The sequence below is a fragment of the Okeania sp. KiyG1 genome (genome assembly GCF_014132355.1).
Lineage (GTDB): Bacteria > Cyanobacteriota > Cyanobacteriia > Cyanobacteriales > Microcoleaceae > Okeania.
Genome location: NZ_BLZO01000184.1, coordinates 99,602 through 119,214 on the forward strand (window position 1 = coordinate 99,602; position 19,613 = coordinate 119,214).

Below are 19,613 nucleotides of genomic sequence, written 5' to 3' on the forward strand. Positions count from 1 at the left end.
GGCATCAGCAATTGTCAAGATTTTAGACGGGAATCAGAAAAATCATTTTCGTCAATCCTATCCGTTTTCAGGAGAGGTAATATAGCATTTCTCACACTAATGAAATACACCTAATCTTTATTTCTTTTTTATCGCCTATTCTTCATATCTGGTGTTCCCTCAAACCAAAAAATTTTGCATCTCTCACTTCTTGGGAATTGCTAATAATTAATTACTAATTATTTCTTATTTCCAGGCATTAAACGGTAGGCATCCATACTTAAAGATGCTCCTAGAAGTTGAGAAAACCAGATTTCAAAAGAGCGAAACCCATAATTAGGAATATCTGAATCTATATTAGATATAGGCTCAACAAGAATAGTAAACATTCCTAAACGATTTCCTGCTAGAACATCAGTAAATAAGCGATCGCCTACCATTGCAACTTGCTCTACTGGTAAATTCATCGCATCAACAGCTTTTTTTAATTTACGACGAGAAGGTTTACCTGCTCCAGCAATATAAGGTATATTGAGAGACTCGGCGATGCGACTTATTCTATATTGGCTCAGATTATTACTTACTAACCATAGACTTGTTATTGTTCTAATTTCCTCTACCCATTCACTTAATTCCGGAGAAGTATTACTGTCACGAATTGGTACAAGAGTATCATCTACATCCAACACTAAACCTTTAATTTGATGTGTTTGAATAATTCCCGATGTTAGACTTAAAATTGAGTTCCCTAAAACTAAATCTGGCTGTAAAAGTTTACCCCAAGACATAAAATTAAATTAATATTTATAATAAAAATAACAATAATTTTCAATGAATAAGTTAAAAGTCAAAAATAATAGAATATTAACGCAGTATAAATAAAAGACATCAAAGTTATTTATTCATAAACTGCTAATTTTGACTTTCTTACTAATCAAAAAAGTAAAAAAACTGCTAGTGCAGGATGGCGGAAATAACTGGTTACAAAATCCTAAAAGCTTTACCAATCAATACTTTTGACCTTTTACTTTTAGTGCAGGATGGCAGAAATAACTAACCAGTTACAAAATCCTAAAAGCCTTACCAATCAATACTTTTGAGGGCGAAGGCCATTCGCCCCTACGACTTTTAAATTTTGACTTCCGCGTAGGGATACTAGCTACTGAGATGATAACATTCTTTCTACCTCTGCAATAGCAGCCTCATGTTCTGCGGCAGTACGACTGAAAATATGAGTACCATCATACCTGGCCATAAAATATAAATATTCTGTATCCTCTGGATTAAGAGTTGCTTCTAAACTAGCTAAACCTGGGCTAGCAATTGCGGTTGGTGGTAAGCCAGTATTAAGATAAGTATTATAAGGAGAAGGAGTTTCAACCTGACTATAGGTAAGAGGTTTCTCTTTTGTTTGACGAATACCAAGGCCATATTCCACCGTTGGGTCTGCTGCTAACCTCATACCCTTCTTCAAACGATTATTAAATACACCGGAAATTACACCTCGTTCCTCAGCAACTACAGATTCCTTTTCTACAATACTTGCCAAAGTCACCCACTCATGGAGGTTCAAATTTTCGGCATTATTCAGATTTTTCTGATATACAGGCAATGCTATTTTTTCAAACTGCCCTAACATTTGATTAATAATAGCTTCAGCAGTCTTATTTTCCGCTTCTATCTTATAAGTATCTGGGAATAAATAACCCTCTAAGTGAGGAATATTACTTGGTAACCAGGGAAATTTATCATAAGGAATATTTTTAGTAGCAGCAATAAAATCAGCAGCAGGAAAAAATTCTTGAGCTTCTAAATATTCAGCCATTTGTTTAATTGACCATCCTTCACGAATGGTGTAGCTGAGTTTAACTACATCTCCGTCTAGAATTTTATCCGCGATCGCGCTGAGTGGTTCTGTAGGTGATAAATTATAAGTTCCTGCTTTAAACTCTAGATCTGGATTTTGCATTCCCAACCATTTGACCCAGAAATTCCAAGCTGTTGCAGAACGAATAATACCAGCAGCTTCTAAATCTTCACCTATTTGTTGACCATAAGTTCCGACTGGAATTTTAATTGTTACAGCATTTTCTTCTGGAGACTGAGTAGATGATGTGTTTGTCACTAGAGGGCCACTAACCCAACTCCACCAGGCCCATCCCTGCCAAGCAAAAATACCACAGCTTACAGGTAAGATGGCCAAATAGAATAGGGCACGATTGGAAATTAGTTTAATACTATTTTTCATTTGATTAGTTAATACTTTATCCTCAAGGTTCTCTTAGCTTAGTTTGTAGCGAAGATGATTATCTAAGTTATTCTAGAGCATAATTTTAGGTATAAATATTTGACTAAATCACCCTGATTTGCTCAAAGTTTTAAATAGGGCTTGCTGATTAATGATAAAAGTATTGATATATAAAGCTTTGAGTACTGTGAGGGTCGAATTGCAGTGCGCCTGTTTCAGTTGATTTGGCTCAAAAAGCTAGTATTTTAGGTGCATAGTTGAGCAGAACAATCTTGGGACAATTATTACTCCTACCTCCTTACTCATTCCCATTTCTCCTGTCTCCTGTCTCCTGTCTCCTGTCTCCTACCCCTACAAAAAAACTTTATTCAGCACACCCTAAATAGTCTATTCCATATCATTGAAAAGTTGATCTTCTAGCATTGATTGAACCATTGGCTGAATTTGCTGAAACTCTTCTTCTGAAAGCAATTCCAGTTTTCCATTATCACTTTTACGAGCTGGAATTAAAAATGGATCTAATGGTGTATATATTGCGTATTTCTGGTCTTTATATAAAAAAGTGGCCAACTCTTCGTAATATTCACCTTCTTCATCATTTTCATCTACTTCATCTAGTTCATCTTCATCCCATTCTGGTAACTCCCCAGTAACAGTTAAGGTTATAGCCGTTCTTTGAAGTGTGAGGTTGTGTTCTTCAAGTACAACTTTGGCAGTATCAAAAATTCGATCTATTTCCATTTCATCACCTACAGGAATACTTGCTTGGTCTACATCTCCTTGTGCCCAAGTAAAGATTTCTACAGGTAAGTCTATTGGTAGTAACATTACATACTCTTGGTTATCTAACTCCAGAGAATACTCTACAGTACAACATAGCGATCGCTCTGCCTCATCAGTTAAAGTGACATAAGTTTCTGGATATTGTCCATTTTCTTGTGATTCTGGGGATGAAAACATTTTGGGTATTTGGATGATTTTTTCACTTTAGTAGTGCTTTAAGTATAGATAAATTCTGTTCATCAAGGTTCAAACAAGGTCTAAGAGATTGAGTTTTTGTTGATGAGCATTAAGCAGATTTTTAGATTCTACTAGATAATTACCGTATACTTTCATATAATTAACTTTATACCAAATTGAAATGAAGCTGCATAGAATAATATTTCAAGCATAATTGACCGCAGGTAAGTGTAGATAGATATAGATCGATTTAATGAATTTCAAATTCTATGCAACCTCATATAAAACTGATATTAGGTAGTATGTATTTCAATACTCAACAGTTTTCCTATAAGGTTCTAAAATATCATAGCTCCTTTTCTAGATAATTAACAATTAACTGTTATTTCTCTGAGTTATACTTGATTGATAGTTGATAATAGTCAAATTTTACCAATCTAATTATAACTCTGTTTTTATATTTAGTATTTATTGGCTATTTTTCAAGATATTAAAATTCTAGGCAATCTTATTTATGAGAGAACAATTGATAATTTATGGATAATAATTGATTTTATTTTTGATTTTTACCAGATGTCTATTGAAATAAGTTTGTTTCTCTTCTATGTAATAGATGTTTCTATATCTATTGAATAATTTACTTGTGAGCTAATATTGTTTTTTCTACGTTCATCCAGCCATTGCTGTAAAATCAAAGCTGCTGCTTTTCTATCAATTAAATGTTTATTCTGAGAAGGAGAAATATTCGCAGCTTTCAACATCTCCTCAGCTTGAACTGAAGTCAAACGTTCATCAACATATTCTATAGGTAGTTCTAGAGCTTGTGACAATCTTTGAGCATATTTTTGTATTTGTTTAGCTTGAAAACCTATAGAACCATCCATAGAGTATGGTAAACCTACAATTAGAACTTGTACTTGACGTTCTTGGATAATAATTTTTAACTTAGCTATATCTTCTTGAAAAGAGGTACGTTTAATAGTAGTAATACCAGTAGCAATCAAACCAGTACCATCACATCCTGCGACCCCCATGCGTTTTCTCCCTACATCTAAACCCAGTGCTGAAATTCGAGATTGAGACATTGAAAATTCAACTCCTTAAATCTACAATTATACTTTTTAGATTTGTGACAAATCTCTCACTCCCACTCCTTTTCTTGGTCAAATGGAGATATTCAACAATATATTGACATCCTCCCGACGCTCCCGACGAGGAGAGCGCGGGTCTTCTGCCAACATTTAGATAAGCAATCAATAATTAACAATTACCTCTTCTGTTCTAAAAAAAGGATTAGATTTACTAAAAGGACATTAGAGTTATTTTTATCCTAGCTTCGATAGGCTTCAAACCTAAAATTGTTAAGAGACTTTTTGTTACCTATTTAGGACTTGTGCTCATAAATCTGAAAGTCAGGAAAGCTTACGGTAATAGAGCTTTTTATATTCAGTTTATCTCGTCGTTTTTGGCTCTTATTGGCATAAATCTACTGAAATTTTCTGCTGAAATTTAAGAAAATTTCTTCACATAAAATGGCTGAAATTGTTGTCTGTTCCCCACACATCGACCCGTCCCCGCGTCTGGTGCGTCTCCGTGTCCTACCCCCACCAACCAATTTTTTCACCCGTACCCTATTTAGGACTTACGCACCCGCAACCTATTTTCGTCATTGCGACTGATAGGGAAGCAATCTCAAATCCTAGTTTTTCCTACCTCATGCGTAAGTCATGCTTTTGTAAGTTCAAGCGATATAAGTCCGTTGCGTCAACCTTCTTCAATTAGACACACCCTAATTTTTCATCTTTAGATTTTTCCATTATCATCTTCATCTTCACTTTGTGAATTTGGAGATGAAGATATAGAAGATTCTGATGCAGAATTTACTTGTTCGCTTGTAGCTTCCCAATAATTATTATTATTAGTCTTGAGCTGAGAGTTACTATTTTTACCATGTCTATTTTGCATGATTTTTAACAAGGAACTACGACTAGGAACTGGTTTACGAGCTGGTTGCAGACCTTGAAGAACTTCCGAAAACTGGAGGTCAGAAATAACAGACTTAGACTCTCGGAGTTTATGCCAAACAGAACGAGACATCAACAAAGAATGTTCAATTTGTTGAGCTTTTATCTTTTCTAAATATGCTTCACGTTCAGGTTGATAATCAACAGAAGCAAGTTGTAGAGATTGAAGAGGAAAATCTTGAGCCAGTGTTGCCATTTGAGATAATAACTCTGGATACAACCAAGTATAAGCTGGATGTACAGTTAATTGAGCTATATGTGGTTGTGTACCATCACGACATAATTGTACTTGAAAGTAGCCGATCGCTGCCTTACGTTGGGGTTCAAACACATACCCACTAACCAATTCAGTATGATTTACCCATTGCCTTACTCCCTCCATCAAACTACTAACAAAGCTAGTTTGAAAATCTGGGATATGGCGGTCGAATACTTGCCGTACCAGAGGAGGCATAGATACTGTGTCCAATTGATAGAGCAACTGAGCATCAGCATTACTAATAGGTAGTAAGTTTGGTAAATTTGGCTGAGAAAGGGCTAACTCTTGTAATTGTTGGGGAGTAATTGTCCAGTAAGTAATTTGGGCTAATGGCTGAAAACCATTTTGGCGATAAAGGGCCATAGTCTCTTTATCATTAACATTAACTTCCAATAACCATGTCCGTGCTTCCCAAATTTTCTCAAAGCAATATCGTAATAGTTGAGAACCTATTCCTCTGTTTGTCCCTATTTCTTCAGTAACTATCCTTTCTACCCGCCAACTACTGCGGGTACGGTTACTAGGAAAAACTTGGATAGCCCCTTTAATTTGTCCATCTACTTCTGCAACATAAGAAGTTAGCAAATATTTGCAGGGATTAGGGAAAAGGCTCAAGAATTTTATGGGCCAGTACCAACGACTAATTTGTGGTAATTTCTGACTGAGGCTAATAGGAGAGAGGTTAAAGGTAACATCTCGATGATTGTGTTGTACCTCCGGAGTTTCCTTACTTATGTTCTTGATCGCTTCTAGGTCGCGGTACTCTAGGGGACGGATGACCACCTGACTTTTGTTTTGGCGGGTTAAAGGTTTCATTATTTTTTCTTATAGATTTTTGGGTACTTATATCAAATAAAGTTTTGATTTTTGTGGAACTGGAAATTTGCCTAAATCAGCTTTTAGTCATCCAGATAATTTTGAATGACTAAAATAGACGTGAGTTTATAGTTGTTTCAGATTAGTTATATAAGCATTAGTAATACTTTATATCTTGCTCATTCCAGTAATCTTCACTTTTTTAGCCTTCATTTCCATCAACTTCTTGTCTGATCAAAATAATTGGGTCGTGTCACCCCGCCTTTTAAGGCGAAATATTTTTGGAGTCTTGCTCAAAATCTTCCTACTTCCCTCCTGGGAGGGGAGGGGCTAGGGTGGGTTAACTTCTGACTTCTGACTTCTGACTTCGTCGTTAAGATGATGGCCTAATCAAAACTACTGGAGTTTGTTCATCCGCGTTTCCTGCGGGATTACTTCTCAAAGCGTCCTCTAATAAAGAGGTAGACACGTTAGAGGTTGCTGCTAATATTTTAACTGCTTTCAAATCGTTAACATCTACTATTGCTGCACCTAGGCCAGTTGCTGTTTGAATTTGGTCTACTAATTGTTGAGGATTTTCTGGGCCTAAAACTATAAATTGGTCATAAGGAGGTAAAGTTCCGGTAACGTCATCTATTAGTCTGGCTTGTTCTCCTGCAAATTGATAGAACATACCGGGTTTCCCTAATAATTTGGCTATGGCACCTCCGAAAAAGGCCATCAATACTTTGGTTGGTCCAACAATATCTACGAGAGTTTGCATCCCACAAGCTGTTGCTAGACTAGAAGTGGGGAGAAAGAAGTAACAAATACGTTTGGCTACCCACCCAGGTTTAACGTCAGTGGGGTGACGAAAACGACCTTGTATTAAGGCCAGGGGTGTTTCACCGATGGTAACAATGTCCCCTGGTTGAGCATGAGGAACTACATAACGTTTGACAATTTCTATCGGATCGTCTAATTCTGTTAATAAGTGAGTGCGAATGGGAAATACTGTTGCATTTTGCGCTTCTCGCTGATTTGGAATAGCTTTAGGGTCGGGAAATTTGAGAGGCACTACAATATGACGAACTTTGGGAATGCGACCTTGAGGTCCATAGGTAATATAATTGACTTTAATCCAAGCTGACTTTAGTTGGTCTAAATTTTCCCCACGAATATCTATTGATATCTTCAGTTTTGTCTTTTTTCCTACTTTAACGATATAAGCAAACCAATAGTCATCAGGTCTAGCTGAGGCATCTTCATGGAAAGGAATTATTCGAGTTTGATAATTTACTTTCTCTAAACTTGCACCAGAGAGAAGTTTTACTTCTGCTTGTATTTCTGGCACCATAATTTCTAAGCTTTTGGTACGGTTGCATAATTCCATTTCACCCACTAATAGGTAATTTTCTGGTTCTGCAACTGCTAAATGCCATTCTCCAGAGGTTAGCTCTAATGCATTTCCTGGACGACTACGATATTGTAATTCTAGTGCTAAATAGCCTAAACCTAGAAGTATCGTTAAGACTATAATTCCTGTTGTGAAAATTTCTATAATCACTTAATCTCCTGTTAATATTTCTTTGAACTAAGCTTACTTAATATAATTTCCTTAATCTTATTTGAAAATTCAGCTTATTTTACAGAATACTTTTTGCACAAGCTTAGAAACAGGGAATAATTTAAAGAGAAAAAGCCTTTATATAAAGGAACAGGCAACAGTAGGAAAAAACGAATTGTATTTAATTCATCATCACTCTATTTTTTATAGAAGAAATCTAAAAGTAGTATCAAGTACCTAATATTGGCTTGGTTAGGGCAGAGTAGAATATTTGGTAATATTACCATTATAATGATTGACATATGTTATCAAGTATGGTAATAAAAGCTTTAATTTATGAGAATTTATTAAAATAAATTTTAAAAATACAAAGCAAAACAAAAGATATAAGTTATTCTGGTTCTTTTTCTTGTAAAGATTTGTAAACTAATAGGTAGTGTTTTGCAGGATTGGTTTCTCGAAAAAATTAGTCCCACTAAGAAAAAATACTTCCAACTTTCTGCTGCTGATGCACAGAATAGATTTGGACTATTTTCGCAAGAACACAAAACTAAAAAATTAGTGATTTTTGACCTCAGAAATAGGACTTCTATGAAGCAACTTATGATTGCCGAACGCTATCTATTACTTGTACATATCTTGTCAACATTTTTTGGACTAGCAGGTCTGTTAATAGTTCTACCTAATCCTGAAATTATTATCAGCTTGCCTCCGGTAGGACAGACTGCTTTCCAATGGAGCATGGCAGGAGGAGGAGCAACTTATATTATCTTTGGAGCATTAGCAGTTGCCTTATATAGCATGAGGAACTTAGGAATAGGTACAACTCTGGCTTTTATGCTGCCTTCTGTGTTTCTATCTTTGAGTAGTGAACTATTAGGCACTAGCACGGGTTTTCCTTTTGGAGATTATGCTTACCTGAATGGCTTAGGATACAAAATTGCAGGTTTAGTACCTTTTACTATTCCCTTATCTTGGTTTTATATGGGATTGGTTTGCTATTTACTAGCTCGTTGTGGTTTACAAGTCAAGAGTTCTAGCTCTTGGTTACGTCATGTAGGAGCGATCGCTACAGGAGCAGTGCTTCTAACAGCTTGGGACTTAGTCCTTGACCCAGCCATGAGTCAGGCACCATTTCCGTTTTGGACATTTCAAGAGGAAGGCTCTTTCTTTGGTATGCCTTACCGCAACTTACTAGGATGGGTAGGTACAGGTGCAATATATATGTCTGTAGCTGCTTGGTTTTGGCGCAAGAAAACAATTTCATTGTCCCGTCAAGAGTTAAATCTGCCACTCATTACCTATTTAGTTAACTTTGCTTTTGGAGCAACAATTACTGTCGTTGCACTAGATAGCAGATTCTTATTACCTACTTGTTTGAGTGTAGTGGTAGGGGTAATTCCAGCGATCGCCCTGTGGTGGATATCTCCAGCTAATCAATTCAGTGAAGTGGATATGTCCCTCGACAATGCTGTGAGTGATGATGAGGTAAAAGTAGCTGTCACACAGGTAAATATGGCTGTAAAATAACTCAAAAGTTATATCAGTTTTAGGTTTTAGAAAGAACACCAGGGGTAAAGGTATTTGAAAAAATAAATTCTTGGCTTTGTTTGAGAAATAATATAGAGTCTAAAATATTGCCCAATAGAATCCAAAATCATGCCTGAAGCCTTTTTTTTTGTCATTCTACTGTTGCAACTACCAGCAACAGCTATCTTACTATCGCGTCTCATTAAAGGTCCTACTCGCCAACCACCATTAAAACCTGACTCACCCACACCAGAATTAGTAGGTAAAGTAACTGTTGTCATACCAACTCTTAATGAGGCCACTCGCATTACTCCCTGTTTACTGGGGTTGAGTCGGCAAAGTTATGAAGTGCGGGAATTTATTATCGTTGATAGTAATTCGATAGATGATACTCAATATATAGTCAAAACTAAGGCAGAAACAGACCCAAGGTTTCGCTTAATTACGGACGACCCTTTGCCCTCTGGATGGGTAGGTCGTCCGTGGGCTTTGCATACAGGCTTTTTGAGAAGCTCTCCAGAGAGTGAATGGTTTCTCGGGGTAGATGCAGATATTCAACCAAACCCAGGGTTGGTCGCTAGTTTGGTCAAAAAGGCAGAGGCTGAAAACTATGACCTGATTTCCCTGTCGCCACAGTTTATTCTGAAATATCCAGGAGAGCTGTGGCTACAACCTGCTTTACTCATAACGTTGGTCTATAGATTTGGACCTACGGGCACCGGGGCACAAACGCCGGAACGAGTTATGGCCAATGGTCAGTGTTTTTTGTGTCGGCGCTCGGTGTTGTCAGAAGTGGGAGGTTATAGCAGTGCTAAGGGTTCTTTTTGTGATGATGTAACTCTGGCTAGAAATATTGCTGCCCAAGGTTTTAAGGTGGGGTTTTTGGATGGGGCGGAGGTTTTGCAGGTCAGGATGTATGAGGGTATGGCAGAAACTTGGCAGGAGTGGGGGCGATCGCTTGACTTGAAGGATGCTTCCCCTACTGCTCAAGTTTGGAGTGACCTGTGGTTATTGTCAGCTACGCAGGGTTTGCCTTTGTTGATAGTTTTGAGTTATTTATTGTTGAGTTTGCCTGTTGATATTTCTTTGTCTTCCAGGTTTTTGTTATTTGGATTAAATTTATTTTTACTATTAATTAGATTTGCTTTGTTGTTAGCGATCGCTCCTGCTTATGATTTGAGTAAAGCTAAATTTGGTTGGTTATTTTGGTTATCTCCTTTAGCAGATCCTTTTGCAGTTTTGCGGATATTTTTATCTGCGATGAAAACTCCTAAAAAATGGAGAGGTAGAGTTTATAATTAATAATTAATAATTAATAATTAGGGTTTGCTGAAAAAGTTTTATCAAAATAATATGGGTCTAATATCAAATCCGGTAGCATCGGTGTAATTAGATGAGGAGATGGGGGGATGGGGAGATGGGAACCCACCCCTAACCCCTCCGAGGAGGGGAATATCGAGAAATATTTGGTAATGGTTGAAGATGGAACATTTTTTACGTGCCGAATTAAACGGATTTGATATAAAACCCCGCCTTTTAAGGCGCAATATTTTTGGAGAGTTGCTCAAATCCCCTATTTCCCCTCCTCGGAGAGGTTAGGGGTGGGTTAACTTCTGACTTCTGACTTCGTTAAGGGTAAGGGTAGGAGACAGCGATACTGGAGACAACTCACCCCTAACCCTTCCGGTGGAGAGTAGAGCAGGGTTGGGAGGATGTCAATTCTGGAACGTTTTGCTACCTCTGACCTCTAAACAATACTCTACCTGGCAATACTTCCTCTTGAATCTTTGCATATACTCGCAAACAAGCTAAAACTTCCCCTGGAGTTCCCCCGCTATCGCGTTCTAAATCATTATTCTTATTCTGGGAATAACTGAAAATATCAGCATAAGACCCCCATAAAGGACGAATTCTCACTTGATAACCAGCATTTTGAGCGCGAGTGCTGATAACAGCTAGTGTATCCCGACATTCCTTTTGCAATTTTCCCCACCAAGAGTCACGAGGAACTGGTGGTACATACACTAAAGAATGTATCGCTTCATCTAGGTCTATTCTAGCTTCCAGAATTTTCAGGATATCACCACTCTCTTCTGTAGTTACTGCCCACTGGAAACGGTCGATCAAAGCATTAATATACTTAGACTTTTGCTCTGAGTCTGAACTCAAACACCTCACACCAAAGCGATCGACTGCTTTCAAAGCATGATGTATTTGGGGGTCGAGTTCAATAAATTTAAGATATAAAGAAATAACTTTCGCTAGGAACAACAGTTCCTCTGGTAAATTTTTCTGTGTCAGTCGTGGGTCTAATTTTTCCTGAGTTGATAAGCATAAACCTTGAGCTTTCAATTTACCAGTGAGACCGGGATACAATATTTCATCTTTAGTAGAAGGTAGTGGGATAAGCGATCGCTCTTCTTTCTCACCTCCCACTTTCAATGCTAACTCCAAAGCTTGGTTTTGCAATCTATTTGTCTCTACTCCTGGAAGTCGCAGCAGCAGACATTGTAGTTCCTGCCACAAATCAGAAACATTGTTGCTATTTAACTCAACTGAACCGACATACTCTGATAATTTGTTGTCAGTAAGGAAAACTACCCGGAGACGAATTTTCATTTCATTCTCAGGTGGAGGTGGTATAGGTGACAACGGTTCTTTTGGTGGTATGGGTATCAACCCATTGTTTGCTTCTGAAAGTTCCAAAAGTGAATCAAGTTTCTCTAGTAATGTTTGACATTCTTGTACTCCTGGAGCTGTTGTGTATTTGGCGATCGCTTCTTTGAGTTGAGCTGCCATTCCACGCAAACTCAAGCGCATTACCCATCCTAAATCTGAATCTTTTATTTTGTTGTCAGTCAGCAAAAGTTTCCAGAGATGAATTAGTTTCAATTCATTCTCAGGGGGAGATGGTATTGGTTCCAATGAAGGTTCCAAAAGTAAATCAATTTCCTCTAGTAATGTTTGACATTCTTGTACTCCTGGAGCTGTTGCGTATTTGGCGATCGCTTCTTTGAGTTGAGCTGCCATTCCCCGCAAACTCAAACGCAGTACCCACCCTAAATCGGAATCTTTTATTTTGTTGTCAGCAAGCAAAACTTCCTGGAGAGGAATTAGTTTCTGTTCATTTTCAGGGGGAGATGGTATTGGTTCCAACCCATGGTTTGGTGATATAGGGAGCAACAGATCGTTTGTTTCTGAGGAGTTAGTTTCTTGTTTCTCCTGATTTTGTATTGGTTCAAGTGGAGTTTTCCCTGGTGAACTCTCTTCATTCTCAGACGGAGGAGTTATAGGTATCAACACATTATCGAACTTAGTTTCTTGAATTTTCTCTTCGTTTATTGGTGTTGGTTTCAAAAGTGAATCAAGTTCCTTTAGTAATGCTTGACATTCTTGTACTCCTGAGTCTGTTGTGTATTTGGCGATCGCTTCTTTGAGTTGAGCTGCCATTCCCCGCAAACTCAAACGCAGTACCCACGATAAATCCGAATCTTTTTTATTTAATAAATTACTCAAGTGTTCCATAAAAATATTTTCTCTACAACAGTTTGCTAAAATTATTTGACCCTACTCTGTAGGGATGTTGTATGCAACGTCCCTACTCCCTCTTTTGGAGGAGATGTCTAATAGTTATCAGCAGTTGCGTTTTCAGATACAACGGGTTCCACCTTGGTGGGGTACACCCCAAAGCGAGCAAGATGCTCGCACTGGGAACATTTAATTTTTAAGAACTGTACTTCTTATGCTTGGAATTTGCTGTAATTGTCTCAAACACGTACTGATAACTGATAACTGATAACTGATTCTAATGTATTCCCGAAAATGGATTCTTCTTTTCTTCTATCTTATTTGGTTCATATTGCAACTCATCTTCAAAAACATATCCTTCCTGCTTTAGACATTCCCACTTATTCGATTTCCAATAGGGAACTGTTCCCTGATGTAATCGTAAAATCCCCTTACTATCCAAACTCACATAATAGTCACAAGGATATTCAGTTTTAGTCTCCGGTTTCAACTTCCCAATAAGTTCCCACTTATCGGTATTTGGATCGGGGGATTGGAAATAAAAACTATATTCTCCACTCAAAGGAACTGGAGGTAAAGCTTGACTAATTATCCCAATTTCTGGAGAATTATTGTCGCCATCATATTGAAAAACTTCCTGACCCTGACTATAATCTTTCTCCTTATCAAATACAAGTGTATGAGCATCTGTTTTCATTGCTGTTGCAGACTCAATTACATTCACAGCAATATTGCACATCACTCTACCCTCAGAAATTAGTGGAGAAATTTTGGTAACGTCCGCAGCATTAAGACTGGAAATATTATCGGAATTAGAAATTAAATAGTGGGGTTTACCTTGACAGAAAAATAACTTAATATTTAGTTCTTGGTCAATTTCAAATTCAACTTTAATTTTGCTGTTAAATTCCTTTTCTGTCATTTCCAAATTTTTTTGCAATTCTTGAGAATCATAACTACCCCATAGTTGTTCTTCCTTATCTTCAAAATCTTTTCGGTATATCACAATTTTTAATTGTGCTCCATAGAGTTTTCCATCGGGTTGTTCGCTGCGTACTCTCGCTACTGACTCTTTGGCGTCAAGTTGATAAAGTTGTTCACCTGCTTTAAAAATAGTTAAGTTACCATCTATAGTCCTCAGAGTAAAAGAACATGGCAAAAAATAAAGCAAATTTTTGACATCAATGTAAAGTTGGTTTGCCCCTTTTCTGAGCAATGGTTTAGATTCTTTCGGATCAAAAATGAATTGTCGTAGGTTTTGAGCATAACACGCTCCTGCGGAAGTTGCTAACTTAGTATATTCTGGGACAAAAGTAATTTTTTCTGAGTTCCAAATAAAACGTTCTGATTGAGACTTATTAAATTCTTGATAAAGTTCCTCTTCTACTAAATAAAAACCACAGGTTTTTCCAGACAAAATCAACCAATCTAATTGTTCTTTTTCATCAGAATTTTGAGATTTTTCTTGTCTTGACAAACCACTTTCTACCAACCCTTTAGCAATACCAACTGCTTCCTTAATTACAGGTTTAGCAGCTTTTTCTAACTGACTTAAAGTTAAACTTACACTTAAATTATTAACTCCATCACCTTGTAGTTCTAAATTTGTTGACGCCAATAATTCAGTTATTTTCTGCCCCTCTAACACAAAAGTAGGTTCCACAAATTCATCTGTTTTACCCTTGGCCAATACTGATTTTTTAGCCTCTTCTGCATATTCCCAAAGAGTGTAAAATACTTGCTGAGGAGCTGATGATTTTGCATTTTTCCAGCGAGTTGGTAACACTTTATTCGCAGTATCTAAAGCATCCTTATAAGTAGCATCAGTTTCCGGATTATCCTTATCCACAAAAGCTAATAAATTGCCACTTTCAAACTTATTATTATTCAGGAATTTTTCATTCAGGTCATTTAGCTGATTTGTCAATATATCTGATTGAATATTTCCTGCTTGCACCGCTGTCAGCAAACAATCGGCAATAGCAACCTTGAGCAAGCGAAATATATTGAGAGTAATCTGTTCCCCACCCAAATGTAAATGACCAGAAGAACCTAAAAGTTGGGGAGTCAGTTTATAATAGCGTCCTCCAGAACCTCGGTCTTCATCACCCTTGAAAACTTCTATCTCTTCAAGTGTGAAGTCGATTAAAGCTAAATCGGTAGTTCCCCCACCAATATCTAACACTAAAATATTTTGCGTCCATTGGTCTCCATAGCGACGACATCTGGTTTTCAAAGATTCAATCCCTACATTCAAGTCTCCACCAAACTCTCGCCATAGGAAAAAGATGGCTACGGATACAGCTTCATCATAAGCCATCTCCACATTCTTAATACCCAGTTTTTCCACCAGTTCTTTGATTTCCTGGCGCACTCTGGGAGGTGCTATAGTCGGGTAAGTAATCACTGCATTATTAAAGCGACCTTCAGAAAGTCGATCTGAGTTGCGAGCGCAATACTCTGAAGTTGATTGAATCAGATAACGAAAAGCAGATTGCACCAGTTCTTCTGCTTTAATCTCCTTACTGTTGCCATCTAAGTTGACATTAATTAGTCGCGAGCTAGGTTGACCTAGATAGCGTTTGGGTGAGTGGTGAAATTTACCTGTTATGTCTTGGTTTTGAGCGATAGCATCTAATCTATTTTGTTTAGATCGTCTTCCCATAATTACTTTAATTGAATCTGATTCAATACTTTCTATTTCTAACTCGCTAGGAATTTCGCTAAGTTTGGTAATTTCATCAAGTTCTACTGGAATTAAACTTTGCCACTCCAACGGTGGAACCCGAAACACTTCGTGATAAATACGATTAAGTGCTTTACTAGCAGAACGGCGAAACCATTCTTTACGTTGGTATAGACCAACTTCTATAAGGCGAATCCCTTCCAATAAGTATTTAATATCTGTTCCTAAAAAGATTTGGCTTCCTAGATTACTTTGGTTGGTATCGTTTATGTTTGGCAATTCCCTGCTAATTTCTGTTATTAACTTTTTCCACTCATTTTCCCAATCTTGTGTAACTACACCTGGTTTAGTATCTATTGGTTTGTTATTTAACCACTCAGCTAAACTTTTGCGCAACTTCATTTCTTGTTCTCTTGGTAAATGCTTTGGAGATACTTGAACTTTAGGATCGAATAAGGTAACAGTTGTATTACTTGTGCCAAAATCAATTGCTAACCAACCAGGATGCTTGCCTTCTGATGAAGGAGTAACTGTAGGTGATGAACTTGGAGTAACTGTAGGTGATGAACTTGGAGTAACTGTAGGTGATGAACTTGGAGCAACTGTCGGTGATTGAGTTGGAATAGCTGTAGTTGATTGAGTTGAGCTTTCAGAATGAGAGATAATGTGGCACTTAGCTTGCAAATTTTGGGGTTGGGAAAGCTGAGGATTACCCTGAGCATCAGAATCAAAATATTCAACTTCTACTTTTAAAGTACAGTCAACATCTGTAGTTAGAGGTTTCTCTAACTCGCAATTATATTGTTTTAATTTTTGAGGTGCTGAAACTTTAATTGGTGGATTCGCCATAACTTGACTGTAAGCAGATTTTATCTTTGTTGCCAGTTCTGGTGGTTGTCCTTCAACAGATATACTAACAATAGATATATGGGGAATATTGTCATTTGAAGGAGTTAGTTCAATGACCGGAAGTAGTAATAGTTCATTGTTGGTTGGTTGAGTTTTTAAGACAAAACTTGTTAGTAGTTCAATTTTTAGAGACATTATTTATCTTCCTCTTTATTTTTACGTTTGCACGAAACCCGCACTCCCTATCCCCTTTTTTTTTCTTGTTACCCCCTTTCAAAGGAGGATTAGGGGGGATAGATCGATGTCAATTAATATTGCAGTTTAACAGATAATAATATGTTAACCTGCTGCTGCATAAATCAACAGTAAATTACTACAGTTTATTTTTTTATTCCCTTAAAAGGGGAAACCTGAGACCTTATTTTTTAGTTATTTCTGCTGATAAAACCGATATAAAACGAATAAGTTACATTTTATGTGTAGGAACGTTCGCATTTTTGTTATGCAACGTCCCTAACTTCGGCGGTCACTCATCCACAGACATTTACTGGTCTTGCCCGACCGTTTATACTCTCTTACCTAAAAATACCTATCGCTTAACTTCAACTGATGCAATTTGAGATAGATTTTGTAACCACAGAGGTGTTTTAGTTTCTAACTCATCTGCTGCTATATACTTCAACAGTGCTTCGTTTCTAGAAATAGCGTTTAAGCGGGGAACTTCTTGATTTAGAATCCTGTTCAAAATATCATTCACTTTCTTAGTCATCTTCCCTACATATTCTACTAGCTGTAGCTGCATACAAGAATTATTAATTTCATTTCGTAATCTTAGCACTAGAATTTGATTGTTAAATGATCTCGGTTCAGTCTGGTCTCTTTCTCTTCTGTCAGGATTCCAGTCAAACACTTGACCTTTTTGATGTTCTTTTTCTGCACGAGCTAGAGGAAATATGCTATCAGCATCTATAGTTAGAGTATCATCCTCAAGCTTACTTTTCTGAAGAACAAACGGTTTCCAATATTGACTTAGATCGTTAACCTGGGAGAGAGTTGTAAAACAGTTTGCTTCTTTTTTACCAAAATTTTCCCTGATATTTTTCTTGATTTCCTCTCTCATGTCAAGTGGCAAAATTTCCTGAAGTTTTTGGCGTTGAGGTGCGAGTTCTCCAGATAATTTAGTGAATAGTTCTGTAACTGCTTCTTTAATACGATCGCGAGCCAACTTCTCCAGTTTTTCCACACTATTCTTAAAGGTTAACTCAAAATCTTCACTCTTAGAGGGAGTCTTCTCATCATCTTCTAGTTCATAATCATAACCAAAATCTATTATTTCCTCATCTTCTATAGACACTATCCCATCCTTGGTTTTATCAAAAAGTAAACTCCACTCATTCCATTTAAAGAATATTTCATTAGTTACTTCCTCTTTCACTACCTCAGTAATCTCATCTTGTAGTGTTTTCTTCTTCAAATCTGTTCTCAAACGAGTGTAGACATTGTAAACTTCTTCAATAGTTTGAGAAAGCTCAATAAAAGTTTGACTGTCAGAATCTGGTATATATTCAGGAATTTTCTCTAATACTCCCTTTAGTTCATTCTGGTGCTGTTGACAAACACGAGCTTGATGACCAGTATCTTCTTCTAGTTGCTTCAAACCGTAAGCTTTTACATGGTCTATAATTAGCGAACGCAACCTCTTTACACCTCCATCATATACAAAATCCTTTAGTTGTCGCTGTAAAACACCCGCTGAACTAGAATCTAACATTTCAGCCAACTTTTCCCATGTCGGAGCTATGTCATCCTGATATCTTTCTATTTCCCGCATAAAGTCTTGAGAACATACTTCCAAAGTAGTTGAAAGTTTTGTCAACTCCTTCAAAGATGACATTTGCGACAATAGTACAACTCTCTCTGGTTTAGTAGTCAAACCTTTAGCACCTGTCATCGTCAACTTTAGAACATTCAATTCGTCTAGCACATCTTCTTCTTTTAGTAGAGCTAATTCCTCAGCTAAATCCTCAAGAGTTTCCTTATCCCCCTCCGATAATGGTAGTTGGTTAAAACGACCCACTCCCACTAAAATCCTGTCTTTCAGGTCTTGACTCCCGCCGTCTTTCTCCATCATACTCTTAATTTTATCCGCAGTTTCTCCCCCTGGATGCTTACCATTCAACAATAGCAGAATTGTTTGTACTTCTTTGAGTTCCCGCAAAGACAGGAAAGCATCTCTCACCCCAGAATTAGCTGCTCCTAGTCCGGGAAAATCTAGCAAAACAAACTCTTGATTTTCCCCTAGAGCGGACAAATCCCAGATTTGTTTTGAGACTTTAACTGTGACATCTATCCGACGAATTAAAGAGAAACTGTTTTTTAGGTCTTGAGCAGATGGTCTAGCAGGATTTAGCCAAGGTTGAGGAGAAACGACTAACTCTTGAAAGTCGAGTTCCAGAACATTTGGTGGGAGTTTTAATTTTAGTCCATCTTGAGCTGTGGCCATATCAACTTGATAGAGGCGATCGCAGATATTCTGGCCATAAACTCTATAGGCAAGCAAAAATCCTACCAGTTCCCGCAGCAGAGAACGTAATTCTTTATTTTGACTCGCCCCCCAGGTTTGTTTACACCATCCCAGGATGCCGTCAATATCTATATTTGTAGTAGTAAATTTCTTGAGGGGATCTGGAGATTGTTTCGCTTTCTCTGCTGCTACTTCAAGCATATAATCCAGACATTCTTTGACCTCATTATGAGACAGATATTTAATCGTAAATTCCCCAAATTCTGTCTTGTGCAAGTCTTCTGACTGAACTGGGTCTAGATGAATAGCTGTAACATTTCCTGTGGTAGGATTTTCACTTACTGGTAAACCATCAGCGTATCCAATTAAGCTTCCGAGTAATAAGGTTTTCCCACTACTAAATTCTCCCATTAAACCAATTTTTACTGGGGAAGATGCAAGTTCAATAGTTTTTTTGGCTGCTTGTTCAACTTTTTGTAAATTGTTGTTAAGCTCTCCGGGTATCCAATCTGGCAGGGGTTGTTGTTGGGATAATGAATCTATCCCTTGGATAATGGAATCTCCATATTCTTTGAGTCGGTGCAGTTGTTCTTGTACCATTGGATAGTTTTTTTGACATATTTTAATACCATTTTCTACCAATTTTCTAGAAATCGCAAGTACC

Annotated in this window: 11 protein-coding genes; 2 read left to right on the plus strand and 9 right to left on the minus strand. The window is 37.4% G+C overall.

Translation table 11 applies throughout. The features are described 5' to 3' along the window. Nucleotides 1-218: 218 nt before the first annotated feature. The 6 genes from SAGCYANO_RS40430 to SAGCYANO_RS40455 form a co-directional block, all read right to left on the minus strand. Entirely contained in the window at nt 219-767 is a 549-nt protein-coding gene (locus SAGCYANO_RS40430; protein ID WP_202225158.1) for a YqeG family HAD IIIA-type phosphatase, read from the minus strand. A gap of 371 nt (nt 768-1,138) precedes the next feature. Further along, nucleotides 1,139-2,227, minus strand: a complete 1,089-nt coding sequence (gene mltG / locus SAGCYANO_RS40435; RefSeq protein WP_202225159.1) for an endolytic transglycosylase MltG — start codon at nt 2,225-2,227, stop codon at nt 1,139-1,141. Nucleotides 2,228-2,614: 387 nt separating this feature from the next. Next, nucleotides 2,615-3,187, minus strand: coding sequence for a DUF3727 domain-containing protein (locus SAGCYANO_RS40440; RefSeq protein ID WP_202225160.1), 573 nt, complete (start codon nt 3,185-3,187; stop codon nt 2,615-2,617). Nucleotides 3,188-3,789: 602 nt separating this feature from the next. Then, nucleotides 3,790-4,272 carry a Holliday junction resolvase RuvX gene (ruvX, locus tag SAGCYANO_RS40445; RefSeq protein ID WP_202225161.1) on the minus strand — a complete coding sequence of 161 codons (483 nt, stop codon included), beginning with the start codon at nt 4,270-4,272 and terminating at the stop codon, nt 3,790-3,792. 718 nt (nt 4,273-4,990) lie between these two features. Next, nucleotides 4,991-6,286 (minus strand): GNAT family N-acetyltransferase, encoded by a 1,296-nt coding sequence (locus tag SAGCYANO_RS40450; protein WP_202225162.1) that lies wholly within the window; start codon nt 6,284-6,286, stop codon nt 4,991-4,993. A gap of 373 nt (nt 6,287-6,659) precedes the next feature. Continuing rightward, nucleotides 6,660-7,829 carry a F420-0:Gamma-glutamyl ligase gene (locus tag SAGCYANO_RS40455; protein ID WP_237397178.1) on the minus strand — a complete coding sequence of 390 codons (1,170 nt, stop codon included), beginning with the start codon at nt 7,827-7,829 and terminating at the stop codon, nt 6,660-6,662. A gap of 594 nt (nt 7,830-8,423) precedes the next feature. Between SAGCYANO_RS40455 and cruF the strand changes: the two genes are divergently transcribed. Continuing rightward, nucleotides 8,424-9,362 (plus strand): gamma-carotene 1'-hydroxylase CruF, encoded by a 939-nt coding sequence (cruF, locus tag SAGCYANO_RS40460; protein ID WP_202225237.1) that lies wholly within the window; start codon nt 8,424-8,426, stop codon nt 9,360-9,362. A 129-nt stretch (nt 9,363-9,491) separates the two neighbouring features. Further along, the gene (cruG, locus tag SAGCYANO_RS40465; RefSeq protein ID WP_202225164.1) at nt 9,492-10,664 is read left to right on the plus strand and encodes a 2'-O-glycosyltransferase CruG; all 1,173 of its coding nucleotides are present in this window, start codon (nt 9,492-9,494) and stop codon (nt 10,662-10,664) included. Nucleotides 10,665-11,096: 432 nt separating this feature from the next. Here the strand turns inward: cruG and SAGCYANO_RS40470 are convergent, their stop codons facing one another. The 3 genes from SAGCYANO_RS40470 to SAGCYANO_RS40480 form a co-directional block, all read right to left on the minus strand. Further along, on the minus strand, nt 11,097-12,887 hold the full coding sequence (locus SAGCYANO_RS40470) for a hypothetical protein (RefSeq protein ID WP_202225165.1): 1,791 nt from the start codon (nt 12,885-12,887) through the stop codon (nt 11,097-11,099). 280 nt (nt 12,888-13,167) lie between these two features. Then, nucleotides 13,168-16,620, minus strand: a complete 3,453-nt coding sequence (locus SAGCYANO_RS40475) for a virulence factor SrfB (protein WP_202225166.1) — start codon at nt 16,618-16,620, stop codon at nt 13,168-13,170. Between the two features lie 394 nt (nt 16,621-17,014). Beyond that, a complete protein-coding gene (locus SAGCYANO_RS40480) occupies nt 17,015-19,591 on the minus strand; it encodes a dynamin family protein (protein ID WP_237397163.1) in 2,577 nt (858 codons plus the stop codon). Between the last annotated feature and the right edge of the window lie 22 nt (nt 19,592-19,613).

Bases quoted from the DNA above. Each gene is read 5' to 3' on its own strand.
- SAGCYANO_RS40430 (WP_202225158.1), bottom strand. From the start codon at position 767: ATGTCTTGGGGTAAACTTTTACAGCCAGATTTAGTTTTAGGGAACTCA.
- mltG (WP_202225159.1), bottom strand. From the start codon at position 2,227: ATGAAAAATAGTATTAAACTAATTTCCAATCGTGCCCTATTCTATTTG.
- SAGCYANO_RS40440 (WP_202225160.1), bottom strand. From the start codon at position 3,187: ATGTTTTCATCCCCAGAATCACAAGAAAATGGACAATATCCAGAAACT.
- ruvX (WP_202225161.1), bottom strand. From the start codon at position 4,272: ATGTCTCAATCTCGAATTTCAGCACTGGGTTTAGATGTAGGGAGAAAA.
- SAGCYANO_RS40450 (WP_202225162.1), bottom strand. From the start codon at position 6,286: ATGAAACCTTTAACCCGCCAAAACAAAAGTCAGGTGGTCATCCGTCCC.
- cruF (WP_202225237.1), top strand. From the start codon at position 8,424: ATGAAGCAACTTATGATTGCCGAACGCTATCTATTACTTGTACATATC.
- cruG (WP_202225164.1), top strand. From the start codon at position 9,492: ATGCCTGAAGCCTTTTTTTTTGTCATTCTACTGTTGCAACTACCAGCA.
- SAGCYANO_RS40470 (WP_202225165.1), bottom strand. From the start codon at position 12,887: ATGGAACACTTGAGTAATTTATTAAATAAAAAAGATTCGGATTTATCG.
- SAGCYANO_RS40475 (WP_202225166.1), bottom strand. From the start codon at position 16,620: ATGTCTCTAAAAATTGAACTACTAACAAGTTTTGTCTTAAAAACTCAA.